11 protein-coding genes are annotated in these 14,222 nt (G+C 63.8%); 4 read left to right on the forward strand and 7 right to left on the reverse strand.

Annotation, left to right across the window (positions count from 1 at the left end):
• A partial coding sequence (locus IVB32_RS03140; RefSeq protein WP_247409748.1) for an AGE family epimerase/isomerase occupies window positions 1–793 on the forward strand: 793 nt, incomplete at its 5' end.
• Here IVB32_RS03140 and IVB32_RS03145 read toward each other — a convergent pair.
• The 6 genes from IVB32_RS03145 to IVB32_RS03170 form a co-directional block, all read right to left on the reverse strand.
• On the reverse strand, window positions 790–1,632 hold the full coding sequence (locus IVB32_RS03145) for an ABC transporter ATP-binding protein (RefSeq protein ID WP_247370117.1): 843 nt from the start codon (window positions 1,630–1,632) through the stop codon (window positions 790–792). The two genes, IVB32_RS03140 and IVB32_RS03145, sit on opposite strands and share 4 nt — an antisense overlap.
• A gap of 160 nt (window positions 1,633–1,792) precedes the next feature.
• Window positions 1,793–3,076 carry an ABC transporter substrate-binding protein gene (locus IVB32_RS03150; RefSeq protein ID WP_247409750.1) on the reverse strand — a complete coding sequence of 428 codons (1,284 nt, stop codon included), beginning with the start codon at window positions 3,074–3,076 and terminating at the stop codon, window positions 1,793–1,795.
• A gap of 46 nt (window positions 3,077–3,122) precedes the next feature.
• The gene (locus IVB32_RS03155; RefSeq protein WP_247409752.1) at window positions 3,123–4,196 is read right to left on the reverse strand and encodes a branched-chain amino acid ABC transporter permease; all 1,074 of its coding nucleotides are present in this window, start codon (window positions 4,194–4,196) and stop codon (window positions 3,123–3,125) included.
• Between the two features lie 3 nt (window positions 4,197–4,199).
• Window positions 4,200–5,093 carry a branched-chain amino acid ABC transporter permease gene (locus IVB32_RS03160; RefSeq protein ID WP_027519025.1) on the reverse strand — a complete coding sequence of 298 codons (894 nt, stop codon included), beginning with the start codon at window positions 5,091–5,093 and terminating at the stop codon, window positions 4,200–4,202.
• A gap of 220 nt (window positions 5,094–5,313) precedes the next feature.
• The gene (locus IVB32_RS03165; protein ID WP_247409754.1) at window positions 5,314–7,245 is read right to left on the reverse strand and encodes a long-chain fatty acid--CoA ligase; all 1,932 of its coding nucleotides are present in this window, start codon (window positions 7,243–7,245) and stop codon (window positions 5,314–5,316) included.
• On the reverse strand, window positions 7,242–8,063 hold the full coding sequence (locus tag IVB32_RS03170; RefSeq protein ID WP_247409756.1) for an ABC transporter ATP-binding protein: 822 nt from the start codon (window positions 8,061–8,063) through the stop codon (window positions 7,242–7,244). The genes IVB32_RS03165 and IVB32_RS03170 overlap by 4 nt, the downstream gene beginning before the upstream one ends.
• Before the next feature lie 331 nt (window positions 8,064–8,394).
• Here IVB32_RS03170 and IVB32_RS03175 point away from each other — a divergent pair, with 331 nt between their 5' ends.
• From IVB32_RS03175 to IVB32_RS03185, 3 genes are all read left to right on the forward strand, one after another.
• Window positions 8,395–9,072: a Crp/Fnr family transcriptional regulator gene (locus tag IVB32_RS03175; RefSeq protein ID WP_026233339.1), complete on the forward strand. Its 678-nt coding sequence runs from the start codon at window positions 8,395–8,397 to the stop codon at window positions 9,070–9,072.
• A gap of 146 nt (window positions 9,073–9,218) precedes the next feature.
• The gene (locus IVB32_RS03180; RefSeq protein WP_247409758.1) at window positions 9,219–12,542 is read left to right on the forward strand and encodes an adenylate/guanylate cyclase domain-containing protein; all 3,324 of its coding nucleotides are present in this window, start codon (window positions 9,219–9,221) and stop codon (window positions 12,540–12,542) included.
• Window positions 12,543–12,563: 21 nt separating this feature from the next.
• A complete protein-coding gene (locus IVB32_RS03185) occupies window positions 12,564–13,244 on the forward strand; it encodes a redoxin domain-containing protein (protein WP_085348726.1) in 681 nt (226 codons plus the stop codon).
• Window positions 13,245–13,260: 16 nt separating this feature from the next.
• Here IVB32_RS03185 and IVB32_RS03190 read toward each other — a convergent pair whose 3' ends face one another.
• Window positions 13,261–14,100: a uroporphyrinogen-III synthase gene (locus tag IVB32_RS03190; RefSeq protein ID WP_247409760.1), complete on the reverse strand. Its 840-nt coding sequence runs from the start codon at window positions 14,098–14,100 to the stop codon at window positions 13,261–13,263.
• Between the last annotated feature and the right edge of the window lie 122 nt (window positions 14,101–14,222).

The following is a 14,222-nucleotide window of genomic DNA, read 5'->3' on the forward strand; positions in this document are numbered from 1 at the left end:
GCGCGACGCCTACGACCACGCCTTCATCCTGTTTGCGCTCGCGGCCGTCTATGCGCTCGACCAGGACGCGCAAATTCGCGCCGAGATCGACGCGCTGCTCGCCTTCCTCGACGGCCATCTGCGCTCGCCGCACGGCGGCGTCCACGAAGGCCTTCCGGTCTCGCTGCCGCGCCGGCAGAACCCGCACATGCATCTGTTCGAGGCGATGATCGCGTGCTTCGACGCGACCCACGATTTGTCGTTCCAGAACCGTGCCGGCGAGTTCTTCGCGCTGTTCCTCGCCAATCTCTACGACAAGCGGACGCGCGCGCTCGGCGAATATTTCGAAGAGGACTGGTCGAAGATCGCGCCAGTCAGCGTCGAGCCCGGCCACCAGGCGGAATGGGTCTGGTTGCTGAAGGGGTTCGAACGCATCACGGGCTGCCCGACCGGACAGCGGCGCGCCGAGCTGCTGGAAACCGCGCTGCGCTATCGCGACGACGCCACCGGCTGCCTGATCGACGAGGGTGACGACGCCGGCAACATTCGCCGCACTACGCGCCGGCTGTGGCCACAGACCGAGATTGCGAAGGCGTGGATCGCGCAGGCCGAATCCGGCGAGGCGGGCGCGGCGGAGGAGGCGCGCATGGCGCTGGCGCGGCTCGAAAGCCATTATCTCAGCCATCCCGTGCGGGGCGGCTGGTATGACCAGTTCGAGCGCGACGGCAAATCGCTGATCGACACCATTCCTGCGTCGTCGTTCTATCATGTTCTCTGCGCAGTCACGGAAGCGGAACAGGTATTGGAAGGTTAGAGCCAGCGCTTGCGCCGCTTGAAGCTCTTGAGGTTCTTGAAGCTCTTGCGCTGGTCGCCAGCGCCGCCGAGATAGAATTCCTTGACGTCCTCGTTGTCGCGCAATTCGTCCGCGGTGCCGTCGAGCACGACCTTGCCCTGCTCCATGATGTAGCCGTGGCTTGCCACCGACAGCGCAGCGCGGGCGTTCTGCTCGACCAGGAGAATGGTGACGCCGAGGTCACGATTGATCTTGTGGATGATCGAGAACACCTCTTTCACCAGCAGCGGCGACAGACCCATCGAGGGTTCGTCCATCAGGATCATCTTCGGGCGCGCCATCAGCGCGCGGCCGATCGCGAGCATCTGCTGCTCGCCGCCGGAAAGATAACCAGCCAGTCCGGTGCGCTCCTTCAGGCGCGGGAAATAGTTGAAGACCATGTCGAGATCGGCGCCAACCTCGCGGTCCCTGCGGGTGAAGGCGCCGAGCTTGAGATTTTCCAGCGAGGTCATGTCGGCGACGATGCGCCTGCCCTCCATCACCTGGAAGATGCCGCGGCGAACGATCTTATCGGGATCGATGCCGTTGATGCGCTCGCCCTCGAACAGGATCTCGCCACGCGTGACTTCGCCGTCCTCGGTCTTGAGCAGCCCGGAGATCGCCTTCAGCGTCGTCGACTTGCCGGCGCCGTTGGCGCCGAGCAGCGCCACGATCGCGCCCTTGGGCACGTCGAGGCTGAGACCGCGCAGCACCAGGATGACATCGTCATAGACGACCTCGATGTTGCGCACGGCGAGGAGAGGCGGCGCGGGTACAGCGCCTGGGGAGGGACGAGAAGCTGCTTCATGAATTTCGGTCATGTCTCATACTCCGCTGTCGTCGCCCGGGTTGACCGGGCGACCCTGTATTCCAGAGACGCCTGACACTTACGGAGAGGCCGCGGCGTACTGGATCCCCCGCTCCAGTGCGCGCTGCGCACAAGGCGGGGGATGACATTTGTGTGTGAGGTAAGCGCTAAGCTCACCAGCCCAGCAATTCCGGCTTGCGCGGCAGCTCGACCGTCTTGACCTTCTCGAGTTTGATCGCGCCCTTGGACATGAGGTCGTTGAGGTCGCCGTCGGTCGCGCCCGCAATCTTGGTGCGGTAGAGGTCGACCTTCAGCGTGCCGCGGTGGTCCTTGTCGGTCCAGGTCGAGGGATTGCAGACGCCTTCCATGCCGGCCGGCACCCAGTCCTTCTTCTGGTAGAAGCCCTTGGCGACGTTCTCGCCGGTGGCGCCGCCGTTCTTGGCGGCCCAATCGATCGCCTCCTTCATGTAGAGCGCCGAGCACACCGCCGCGATGTAGTGCACGGGCCGATAGACCTTGCCGGTCGGGTCGGACATCTTCGAGATCTCCATGACCGTCTTCATGCCGGGCGCATCGCCGCCCCAGCTCACAGCGGTGCGCAGCGGAAAGATCACGCCGTCGGCGGCATCGCCGGCGGTCTTGGCGGCGTTCTCGTCCATGCCCCAGACATTGCCCATGAACTGGATGTCGACTCCGGCGGTCTTGCAGGCCTTCATCACCGAGATGTTGGAGGCGGCGGTGTTGCCGAGATAGGCGTAGTTGGCGCCCGAGGATTTCAGGCTCAGGCACTGCGCGCTGTAGTCACCCGGCGCGAGCGCGAACACCAGCGGCGGTAGCACCTCGAAACCGAGTTCCTGCGCCATGGCTTCGCCGGCGGCCTTCGGTGCGTTCGGATAGGGGTGGTTGGCGCCCATGTGGACGAATTTCGGCTTGCCGGACTTGCCCTTGGCCTTCCAGTCCTCGGCCGCCCACATCAGCATGGCGCGGAGCGAGTCCGAATAGCTCGGGCCGTAGAAGAAATTGTACGGCGCGGGCTTTGCCTTGCCGCTGATACCTTCGGGGTCGGTGAGCGCGGCGGCATAGGAGCCGGACATGTCGGGGATCTTGTCTTGTGCGAGGAAGCCGGTCAGCGCCTCGGTGTCTGCCGTGCCCCAGCCCATGATGGCCGCGACCTTGGAGTCGGGCGCCGACCACTTCTTGTAGAGCGCGATCGCGCGCGGCACCTGGTAGCCGTAATCGTTGGTGTCGACATTGAGCTGCTTGCCGCCGACGCCGCCGTTCTTGTTGACCCAGACGAAGGTGTCGGCGACGGCCTGGCCATAGGGTGTGCCGACGTCGGAGGTGCCGCCGGAATAATCGGCGAGGTGCCCGATCGCGATCTGCGCCTGCGCGCTTGCCGAGAATGCGGCGATCGCCAGCGCCAGCGACGCGGTGCTCAAAAGGGATTTTGTCTTCATGGGTTGCCTCCTCCTGTTTATTTGTTGGTTAGCGAGTTGCCCGCGCTCAATGCGAGAACGGGTAGAGTTTCCAGTACGCCTTGATCTGTCGCCAGCGATGGGCGAGCCCGTCGGGCTCGAACATCAGGAACGCGATGATGATCACCCCGATCGCGATCTCGCGCAGGAAGGTGATGTTGTTGTTGAGCGACAGCGCCTTGTCGATTGCGCCGCCCTTCAGCGCAACGCTGAGGAACTCCATCGTCTCGGGCAGCAGCACCACGAACGCGGTGCCCATCAGCGTGCCCATGATCGAACCGCTGCCGCCGATGATGATCATGGCGAGGAACAGGATCGAACGTTCGATGCCGAAACCCTCTTGCGATACCACGAGCTGGTAGTGCGCATAGAGCGCGCCGGCGATGCCGGCGAAGAACGCGGCAAGGCCGAACGACAGCGTGCGATACTTTGTGAGATTGATGCCCATGATCTCCGCGGAGAGATAATGGTCTCGGATTGCCACCAGCGCGCGGCCGTCGCGGGAGCGCATCAGATTGGTGACGAGGACGTAGCTTGCAACCACGTAGGCGAGCACAACGTAGAAATATTGCTTGTCGCCGCGCAGCGTGTAGCCGAAGATCGAGAACGGATTGGCGCTCGCCGGCACCGAGCCGCCGGTGAACCACTCGGCGCGGGAGAAGAAGTCGAGCAGGATGTATTGCGCGGCCAGTGTCGCGATCACTAGGTAGAGCCCCTTCAGGCGCGCCGCCGGGATGCCGAAGATCAGCCCGATCAGCGCCGTGATGATGCCGGCAAGCGGGATCGCGAAGAAGACCGGGATCGGCGTGTTGTTGGAGATGTAGGCCGAGGTGAAAGCGCCGAGCAGGAAGAAGGCGGCATGGCCGATCGAGATCTGGCCGGTGAAGCCGACCAGGATGTTCAGCCCCAGCGCCGCGATCGAGAAGATGCCGATCTGGATCAGGATACTGAGCCAGTAACCGCTGAAGAACTGGGGCGCGAAGCACAGCAGCAGCACGCCGACGATCGCAAAATTGCGGCTGGTCGTGGTCGGAAAGATCGTGGTGTCGGCCGCATAGGAGGTGCGGAAATCACCAGCAGGGATGAGGGCGGGGCCGGCCATGGATCAGATCCGTTCGATGTCGTGGGTGCCGAACAGGCCGTACGGCTTGATCATCAGCACGATGATGAGGACGTAGAACGGCGCGATCTCGTAGAGATTGCCCCAGTGAAGGTATTCGCTGTCGACATATTGCGCGATGTTCTCGAGGAGTCCGATGATGATGCCGCCGAGCACCGCGCCGCCGACGGAATCGAGCCCGCCGAGGATCGCCGCCGGAAACACTTTTATGCCGTAGGCGGCAAGGCCCGAGGATACGCCGTTCACGACCGCGACGACGACGCCCGCCACCGCCGAGACCGTTGCGGAGATCGCCCAGGCCATCGCGAACACGCTTTTGACGGAAATGCCGAGCGACTGCGCGACCTGCTGATTGAACGCGGTGGCGCGCATCGCAAGGCCGTACTTTGACGCGCGGAAGAACCAGGCCATGCCGATCATCATCGCGATCGAGACGACGAGGCTCATGACATAGACGGTTTGGATCTGAAGCCCGAGCAGGCTGACGGACTGGCTCTCGAACACGCGCGGGAACGGCTGCGGATTCACGCCGAACATCCATTTTAGCGTCGCCTGCAGCACGGTGGACAGGCCGATCGTCACCATGATGACCGAGATGATGGGTTCGCCGATCATCGGTCGCAGGATCAGGACCTGGACCGCGATGCCGAACACGAACATGAACACCAGCGTCATCGGCATGCCGATCCAGAACGGCACCTGGTATTTCGCGAGCAAGGTCCAGCACACCCAGGCGCCGACAAGCAAGAGCTCACCCTGCGCGAAATTGACGACCTGGCTAGCCTTGTAGATCAGCACAAAGGACATCGCGACCACGCCATAGAGCGTGCCGACCACGAGGCCGTTGACCAGGAGCTGGATGAGGAAGGCGGTGTTCATGAAGTGGTGCTCGCTGACAAATCCGGCGCGCTCTTCCCCTCTCCCCTTGTGGGAGAGGGTGGCTCCGCGAAGCGAAGACGGGTGAGGGGTTGTCTCAGCAGTAAGGGCGGGGAGAGAGGACCCCTCACCCGAGTGGGGTCTTGGCTAATAGCGGAGATGCCCTCTCCCGCAAGGGGAGAGGGCGCATCGACCCGCATCGCGCTCTCGGTTCGAAGTAGGCTCACTCCGCGGCCTCCGCCATGTGCCCGGGTCCGCCCAGGTCCACGACCCTCAGCGTTGTACGTACGCGCTGCGTGCTGCCGTCCTGGAAGCGGATCACGGTGTCCACGGGGATGTCGGCCTGGCCGCGGTAGATCGCGTCGATGATGCCTTCGTATTTTTCGTTGATGACGCTGCGGCGCACTTTCCGCGTGCGGGTGAGCTCGCCGTCGTCGGCGTCGAGCTCCTTGTAGAGCAGCAGGAAACGGGAGATGCGCTGTGCCGGCGGCAGAGTCGCGTTGACGGTCTCGACTTCCTTCTTGAGTAGCGCATAAACCTCGGGCCGCGAGGCCAGGTCGCTGTAGGTCGTAAACGAGAGCCGGTTCTTCTCCGCCCATTTCGAGATGATGGAGTAGCGGATGCAGATCATTGCGGCGAGCGCGTCGCGGCCCGAGCCCAGCACCACGGCTTCGGCGATATAGGGGGAGAACTTCAGCTTGTTCTCGATGAATTGCGGCGAGAAGCGCTCGCCGCGCGAGGTCTCGGCGAGATCCTTGATGCGGTCGATGACCACGAGCTGACGGTTCGCGTTGAAATAGCCGGCGTCACCGGACAGCATCCAGCCGTCCTTGATGTCGGCTACGCTCGCCTCCGGGTTCTTGTAGTAGCCGAGGAACATGTTGGGATGCCGCACCACGATCTCGCCGACGCCGTGGACGTCGGCATTCTCGATGCGGATCTCGACGCTGTCGGCCATCGGCACGCCCGTCGTGTCGGGATCGACCTTGCCCGCGGGATGCAGCGTGTAGGCCCCCAGCAGCTCGGTCTGGCCATAGAGCGTGCGCAGCGGCACGCCCATGGCCTGGAAGAACTTGAAGGTCTCGGGCCCGAGTGCCGCGCCGCCGGTTGCGGCTGAACGCAGGCGGGTGAAGCCGAGGCGGTCGCGCAATGCACGGAACAGGATCGCGTCGGCAAAGCCGGAACGCTCGCCCTGTTCGAGCGCGGCAAGCCCGCTCTTCATGCCGATGTCGAACAGGCGCTGCTTGAACGGGGTTGCGTCCATCACCCTGGCGCGGACATCGGCGGCGATCGATTCCCAAACGCGCGGTGCAAACAGGACAAACGTCGGTGCGATCTCGCGCAGATCGTTCATCATGGTCTCGGGCTCTTCGACGAAGTTGATCTTCATCCGGCACAAGAGGCCTTTGCCGAGTACATAGACCTGCTCCATGATCCAGGGCAGCGGCAGCACGGATACGTATTCGTCGTCCGGCCCTTTCGGGTCGAAAGCGAGATAGGTCGCGCAATGGCCGAGCACGCGGCCGGCGGCGAGCATCGCAAGCTTTGGATGCGAGGTGGTGCCCGATGTCGTGCAGAGGATCGCGACGTCCTCGCCCTTGGTCGCGTCCACCAGCCGGTCGTAAAGTTCCGGTTCGCGCGCAGCCCGCGCCCGGCCGAGTTCGGCAAACGTCTCCGCCGGCATCAAACGCGGATCGTCGTATTTCCGCATGCCGCGCGGATCGGAATAGATGATGTGCTTCAGCTTTGGGACGCGGTCTGCCAGGGTAAGCAGCTTGTCGACCTGCTCCTCGTCCTCGGCGAAAACGAGCTGCGCCTCGCCATGATTGAGGAGATACGAAGCTTCTTCGTCGAGCACGTCGCGGTAGAGCCCGAGGCTCAAGCCTCCAACCGCATGAGTGGCGATTTCCGCCGCGACCCAGTCCGGCCGGTTGTCGCCGATGATGCCGATGACGTCTTGGCGCCCGAGGCCCAGTTCGACGAGGCCGAGCGCGAAATCGCGCACCCGCGTCTGGTAGTCGTTCCAGGTGAACGGGCGCCACAGCCCAAGATCCTTCTCGCGCAGCGCAATTTCGTTGCCGTACTCCTTCGCATTGAGCCGGAGCATCTTCGGATAGGTGTCGGCCTGAGCAACGCGGCCTGCGTAATCCATCATGCCGCGCTCTCCTGCGCCGGCGGAGCATCGTCAGGATCGACCAGCACCTCGTCCTCTTCGCCAAGGTAGGCGCGCCTGACGTGTGGATCAGCGAGCACGGCGGCCGGATCGCCCTCGGCGATCTTGCGGCCGAAATCCAGCACCATGACGCGGTGGGAGACGTCCATCACCACGCCCATGTCGTGCTCGATCATCACTACGGTCATGCCGAACTCTTCGTTGAGATCGACGATATAGCGGGCCATATCCTCCTTCTCCTCGAAGTTCATGCCGGCCATCGGCTCGTCGAGGAGAATGAGGCGCGGCTCCAGCGCCATGGCGCGGGCGAGCTCGACGCGCTTACGCAAGCCGTAGGAGAGAGTGCCGGCCGGCGCCTTTCGCACCGACTGGAGATCGAGGAAATCGATGATTTCTTCCACCTTGCGGCGGTGCTCGAGCTCTTCCTTGCGCGCGCCGGTGAGCCAGTACAGCGAGCCCGTGAGAAAATTGTTCTTCAGGAGGTGATGGCGGCCGACCATGATGTTGTCGAGCACGCTCATGTGGTGGAACAGCGCCAGGTTCTGGAAGGTGCGGCCGATGCCGAGCGACGCGCGCGCGTTGGGCGTCAGGCCGGTGATGTCGCGGCCCTGGTAGAACAGCTGGCCTTCGGTCGGCTTGTAGCGGCCGGAAATACAGTTCACGATCGAGGTCTTGCCGGCGCCGTTGGGTCCGATGATCGAGAACAGCTCGCCTTCCCTGATGGCGAAGCCGACATCGGTCAGCGCACGAACACCGCCGAATCGCAAGGACACGCCGCGCACTTCAAGACTGGTAGCCACCAAACAGATCCCTCCCGGTGATGGCGCTTTCAGCGGCGCTCTTCGTCCGTTCTATCGGGCGATCCTAGTACGACCGTGCCGGTGAGGCCATGCAGCAGATGGTCTCGACCGGAGCCGCGCCGCTCTCGTTCCCGTTTGGGATCAAAAGCCGCATCGCCCGAGGTGGTCCTCAATAGGGGAAAGCGCTATTTTGAAATGTCTCCCGCCTGACAATTCTGCGACAAAGTTTTTTGGATGGGGATCATCCATCTTTCGTCGGATGGCGGTCGAAAGGGTCATGCTGCGTTGCAGCAAAACAGGAGTGACGAGCGGTGCGGCTGGCTTCGGGATCATGATTTCAGAGGATCAGCTGAAGCGCGTCGCTGCTTGGTCGCGCGAGCTCACGCAAGCGGAGATCGAGGTCGCTCGTACCGGGATCACGGAGCGGTCCTACGGCACTGGCGAGACCGTCTTCATGCGCGGCGATACGTTCGACTATTGGGCAGGCATGGTCTTCGGCCTTGCCCGGATGGGTGGGGTCTCGCGCGACGGCAAGGAGACGAGTCTTGCCGGGCTGACGGCAGGGGCCTGGTTCGGCGAGGGCAGCGTGCTCAAGAACGAGCCGCGCCGCTACGACGTGGTCGCGCTGCGCAACAGCCGTGTTGCGCTGATGGAGCGCAGCGCCTTCATGTGGCTGTTCGAGAACAGCGTCGGCTTCAACCGCTTCCTGGTGCGCCAGCTCAACGAACGGCTCGGCCAGTTCATCGGTATGCTCGAGGTCAACCGCACGCTGGATGCCACTGCGCGGCTTGCCCGCAGCATCGCCTCCCTGTTCAATCCGATCCTCTATCCGGAGTCCACCGCGCATCTGGAGATCACCCAGGAAGAGATCGGTGCGCTTTCCGGCATGTCCCGCCAGAATGCCAACCGCGCGCTGAACCGGCTGGAGAAGGAGGGCTTGCTCCGGCTGGAATATGGGGGCGTGACTATTCTGGATATCGAACGGCTAAGGGGGTACGGGGAGGAGTGAAGCCGCGTTCGCGGCCGCAACTGCGAGCGCCGCAAACCCATTCGCTTGCTCTTCCGGCACGACGCGCCCATCCTTGCCGAGATCCTGGGCCCATCTGACCGGGTCCAGCAGGCTGCGCCATCGCGGCGCCCGCGGGGTCTCGACCCATGAACTGCTCCTGTTGCGGTTCCGAGGTTCAGAGCGGCTTTGCTTTCTGCCCGAAATGCGGCACGAAGCAGCCGAACGCCTGCCCCGGCTGCGGCTATGCGTGCGCACCGGATTTCGCGTACTGCCCGAAATGCGGCGCCCTCGTCAGTGAAGCCTCCAAGTCCGGCGGGCAGGCATCAATGCGGGCCAGCCGCGTGACAGTCCCGACCAGTGCGTCCTCGGCACCGCTGGCGCCGACGGCGGAAGCCCAATACGGGTTTCAATCGCAGCCGGACAAGATCGACAGCGAAGCCAACCGCCGCACCATTACCGTGCTGTTTGCCGACCTTAGCGGCTTCACCACGATGAGCGAGCGACTCGATCCTGAAGTCATGCAGGCGCTTCAGAACGAATTGTTCGAGGAGCTAACGGCGGCGGTGCAAAGCTTTGGCGGCTTCGTGGACAAATTCATCGGCGACGCGCTGCTTGCGCTATTCGGAGCGCCGGCCGCGCACGAAGACGACCCCGAGCGGGCCGTCCGCGCCGCGCTCGACATGATCGGCCGAACGGCGCAACTCAGCGAACGTGCAAAGGCGTATGCTGGGTCACCGCTCCTGCTTCATGTCGGCATCAACACCGGGCACGTGGTTGCTGGCGGACTGGGTGTTGGAGTTGCCAAATCCTACTCGGTCACGGGCGATACGGTGAATACGGCTCAACGATTGCAGTCGATGGCTTCCACGGGCGAGGTGCTGGTCGGGCCGCTGACCTACCGTCTTACGCGGCATGCATTCTCATATGAATCGCTTGGCGAGGTCTCGCTGAAGGGCAAGATGGGCAGCGTCCTGGTCCATCGCTTGAACGGACCGCTTGACACGCCCCGTGCGGCACGCGGCCTCGATACGCTGGGCCTGAGTGCGCCGGTGATTGGGCGCGACGCCGAGCTCGGCCGTCTAGTCGACAATCTTGATCTCGCGTGTGGCGGCGCGGCGCAGCTGGTGCGGCTGGTCGGTGAAGCCGGCATCGGCAAAACGCGTCTGGTGGACGAATTCGTTGCCCACGCCCGCGATGAGGACCGTTTCGCCGGCGTGGCGATCCGGCGCGCTGTCTGCTCGCCGCTGGGCGAACAGTCCTATGGCACCCTTGCCGCTGTGCTGCGCAGCGCCTACGGCATCGCGCAGAAGACGACCGTGGCGGAGGCCCAGGCCAAGCTGGCGACGGCACTGTCGGAGCTCGGCCTTGCGGTCGAAGAGGCCGATCGCCTGATGCCCCTTTATTTCCACGTTCTCGGCCTCGGCGATCCGGAGGCCGCGCTGCAGCACGTCGAGCCCGAGCAGCTTCGGCGGCAGATATTCTTTGCGATTCGTACCGTGTTCGAACGGCGCCTGGTCCTGTCGCCGCTCCTGATCATTGTCGAGGATCTGCACTGGGCCGATGCCGTATCGCTTGAAGCGCTGCGGTTCCTGATGGACCGGCTGGAGCGTACGCGGCTGATGCTGTTGTTTACGCATCGGCCTATGCTGGAACTGGATCAGTTCGGCTCGGGGCGGATCAGCCATACAACCCTTCGATTGCTTCCGCTTGGTGATGCAGACGGACAAAAGCTGCTCGCGGCCTACTTCAGCCACGGTTGGAGTGAACCGCCGGGAAATCTGTTCAGTCGAATCCTGGAGCGCGCGGGCGGCAATCCACTCTTCTTTGAGGAAATCATCCGCGGTCTCATCGAAGCTGGCGCCTTGGAGCGTGACGGCTCACAGTGGCGGATCAAGTCAGATGAAGCCGCCGCCGATATACCGGCAAGCATTCAGGCCCTGTTACTGGCGCGCCTGGACCGGCTGCCGCATGAGGTGCGCCGCTTGGCCCAGGAGGCCGCGGTGATCGGCCCACGTTTCGATGCGGCTCTTCTCGGTGCGATGGCATCGCAGCGGACGAAGGTGGAAGCGGGGCTCGAACTTCTGTGCGATGCCGAGATTGTCGTGGAGGTCGCGGGCGCGAACTCGATCTCGCTGCGATCTTATCGCTTTACGCAAACCATGCTTCAGGACGTGATCTATCAAAACCTGCTCTTGCAGCGTCGGATCGAGCTCCATGGACGGATTGGTGCCGCGCTGGAGCGGCTCTATGGCAATGAGCCCGAGCGCCTCGAGGACCTCATACTGCTCGGACATCATTTCAGTCTGAGCGCGACCAAGCCGAAAGGTGCGCGCTATCTGCGCGCGGCCGGCGATCGCGCCCGCGCGACCTACGCCAATGACGATGCCATCCGCTTCTACCAACAGGCTCTCGCCGTGTTGTTGGCCGGCGGGGAACGGGAGCCCGAACGCCTGATCCTCTGCGAGCGGATCGCGGAGCTGTGTGCCGCGGCCGGCCGGAGGATCACGGCTGAGGAGCACTACCACAGTGCGCTGGAAGGTCATCGCAATGCGGAGGACCGCATCGGCGAAGCGCGAATTCTCCGCAAGCTTGGCCGATTGTTGTGGGACGCCGGCAAGCGGATCAAGGCAGAGGCGCATTATGCCGAGGCGGCCGAACGGCTGGGAGGGACCGACGCGCCCATCGAGTGGGCGCACCTCCTGCAAGAGCGCGGCCGTCTTTCGTTTCGCACGGGCGATCACGTGGCCGCCGCGAGATGGGCGGACGAGGCGCTTGGCTACGCCCGAAGCGTACCGGCGGACGCCGACAGGCAAGTCGGATTCGAGGCGGCGCGCGCCATTGCAGAGTCGCTCAACACCAAGGGGGTGGCACTGGCGCGGCTTGGCCGACACCAGGAGGCGGTGCGCGAGGTGGAGCAAAGTGTCGCAGCAGCCGAGGCCGCCGGGCTCCTCAACGTGGCCTGCCGCGGCTACACCAATCTCGGTGTGCTCTACACGATTGTCGACCCGGCGAAAGCCGTGGAGGTTTGCCGGCGCGGACTCGATGTCGCGTGTCGGATCGGCGATCTCGGGTTCCAGGCGCGCCTTCTTGCCAATTTTGCTGTTGCCTGTTGCACCTTCACGGACAAATGTACTGAGGAGGGGGTGCCGGCCGCCGAAAAGGCGATCGAAATCGACCGCGCGCTTGATCAGCGCGAGCATCTCTCCGTGCCGTTGATCGTGCTCGGGCAAATCCATCAATGCCATTTCCGGCCCGATCTGGCTGCTCGTTGCTACAATGAGGCAATCGAGTTGGCCAGCGAAACCGGCGAGCCGCAGCAGCTGTTTCCATGCTATGATGGTCTTGCGACGCTGAACCTTGATCGAGGCGACATGCCCGAGGCCGAGCGATATTTCGCGCTGGCACAGGACGTCTGCACGCGGCACGGGCTTGATCCCGCAGGGCTGATCGTACTGCCGTTTCTTGACTAGATCATGTGAAGGAGTGCCATCATGTCTGAACGTCACGTCGAGGGACCACTTCAACCGGGCGATCGTGCACCGAACGTCGTGCTGGACGCGATCACACGCGACGGAAAGATCGCGCTCGAAGACTTTCGCGGACAAAGCCCGATATTGGTGGGCCTGTATCGGGGGCTGCATTGCCCATTCTGCCGCCGCCATATCGCGGCACAGGCGCAACTTGATGCCGCCTTGCACGAGAAAGGCGTCGAAAGTCTCACGGTGGTCAACACGCCGATCGAGCGCGCGCGACTCTATTTTCGTTACCATCCGTTGCCCAACCTGCTCGCTGCGTCCGATCCCGAGCGGCTCTCGCACCGCGCGTTCGGCCTGCCCAATCTCGAGTTCACGGAGAACGAGACCGAGTGGCCGCACAAGGTCGGCATGAACGTGGTCATGAGCATGCAAGTCGACATGCCCGGCGAATTGCCCGCCCCGATGAACCGGCCCGCGGCCGCGGAGTACCTGAATAACAAGGACGGCTATGAGATAACGGAAGCCGATCAGCGCATGGCGGCAACCGGCCAGGGCCAGCTCTTCGGGCAGTTTCTGCTCGACCGCGAGGGGGTTGTGCGCTGGAGCTTTACCGAGGTGCCCGAAGGCGGCCATCGCATGTTTGCCGCGCCGAGCCCGCAGGAGCTGATGTCGGCCGCCTCGCAGATGGCAAGCTAGGCACCGCGTCAGGCGATCATTCCGCCACCTTCGGCCGCTTGTCCACCAATGCTGCCGCCATCGCCGAGATCAGCGGGCGCATGAAATAGTGGTCTTCCACCGGCGAGACGTCCGTGCGCAAACCATGCGCGGTGAGCTCGCCCGAGACCGCCGGTCCGACCGACGCGATCAGCGTCCGCTCGAGGCCCGCGCGCAGCTTCGCCTCGCTGCCGTGGGCTCTCGCAGCTTCGATCAGCCGTCGGACCTGGCCGAGATTGGTCAGCGCGATCGAATCGATCCGCCCTTCGGCCATGTCATCAATGGCGGCGACGATGTTGGCGTCCGCCGCCTTGGTGTCATAGGCATAAGGCAGCACGGTATCGACTTCGGCACCTTGCGCCGACAGCGCACCGGTCAGCGCGCTGTGATCCTTGTCGGGATAGAGCTGGAGGCCGAGGCGGTGCCCCTTCAAATCGAGCTTGCCGAGCATCTCGATCACGCCCTGGGTGGTCGGCTTTTCCGTGGTCTGCTGCGCCTCGAGCCCGACTTCGCGCAGTGCCTTGCCGGGCTTCGGGCCGCGGGTGAATTTTCGCGATCTGGCAAGCGCCGCCACGAGGGCCTGATCGAGCCCTCGTGCGACGGCGAGCTTCATGATCCGCCGCAGCCCTTCGCCGGTCATCAGCACGAGATCGTCGAAGGGTCTGTCGATGGCGCGCCGGATCCAGGCCTCGATCGGGGTGGGGTCCGGTGCATCCTGGATGGTGAACATGGGGCATTGCACGACCTCGGCGCCTTGCTCGGCCAGCAGCTTCGAAAACTGCGCCTCCTCGCGCGTTTCCAGGATCAGGATGCGGGTGCCGTTCAAGCGGTGGGCCATGAGCCTACTCCGGTCAGCCAAAGCAATGGTGCGTTCATCCTGACTCCACGGTCGGGATTGGCGCAAGGTGGGGTCGATGATAGAGCAGGGAGCAAATCGCGGGTCGTTCCGCAGCCGCTGCC

The sequence above is a fragment of the Bradyrhizobium sp. 23 genome (assembly GCF_023073295.1).
Lineage (GTDB): Bacteria > Pseudomonadota > Alphaproteobacteria > Rhizobiales > Xanthobacteraceae > Bradyrhizobium > Bradyrhizobium canariense_D.

Bases quoted from the DNA above. Each gene is read 5' to 3' on its own strand.
- IVB32_RS03155 (WP_247409752.1), bottom strand. From the start codon at position 4,196: ATGGCCGGCCCCGCCCTCATCCCTGCTGGTGATTTCCGCACCTCCTAT.
- IVB32_RS03190 (WP_247409760.1), bottom strand. From the start codon at position 14,100: ATGGCCCACCGCTTGAACGGCACCCGCATCCTGATCCTGGAAACGCGC.
- IVB32_RS03160 (WP_027519025.1), bottom strand. From the start codon at position 5,093: ATGAACACCGCCTTCCTCATCCAGCTCCTGGTCAACGGCCTCGTGGTC.
- IVB32_RS03185 (WP_085348726.1), top strand. From the start codon at position 12,564: ATGTCTGAACGTCACGTCGAGGGACCACTTCAACCGGGCGATCGTGCA.
- IVB32_RS03180 (WP_247409758.1), top strand. From the start codon at position 9,219: ATGAACTGCTCCTGTTGCGGTTCCGAGGTTCAGAGCGGCTTTGCTTTC.
- IVB32_RS03175 (WP_026233339.1), top strand. From the start codon at position 8,395: ATGATTTCAGAGGATCAGCTGAAGCGCGTCGCTGCTTGGTCGCGCGAG.
- IVB32_RS03165 (WP_247409754.1), bottom strand. From the start codon at position 7,245: ATGATGGATTACGCAGGCCGCGTTGCTCAGGCCGACACCTATCCGAAG.
- IVB32_RS03150 (WP_247409750.1), bottom strand. From the start codon at position 3,076: ATGAAGACAAAATCCCTTTTGAGCACCGCGTCGCTGGCGCTGGCGATC.
- IVB32_RS03145 (WP_247370117.1), bottom strand. From the start codon at position 1,632: ATGACCGAAATTCATGAAGCAGCTTCTCGTCCCTCCCCAGGCGCTGTA.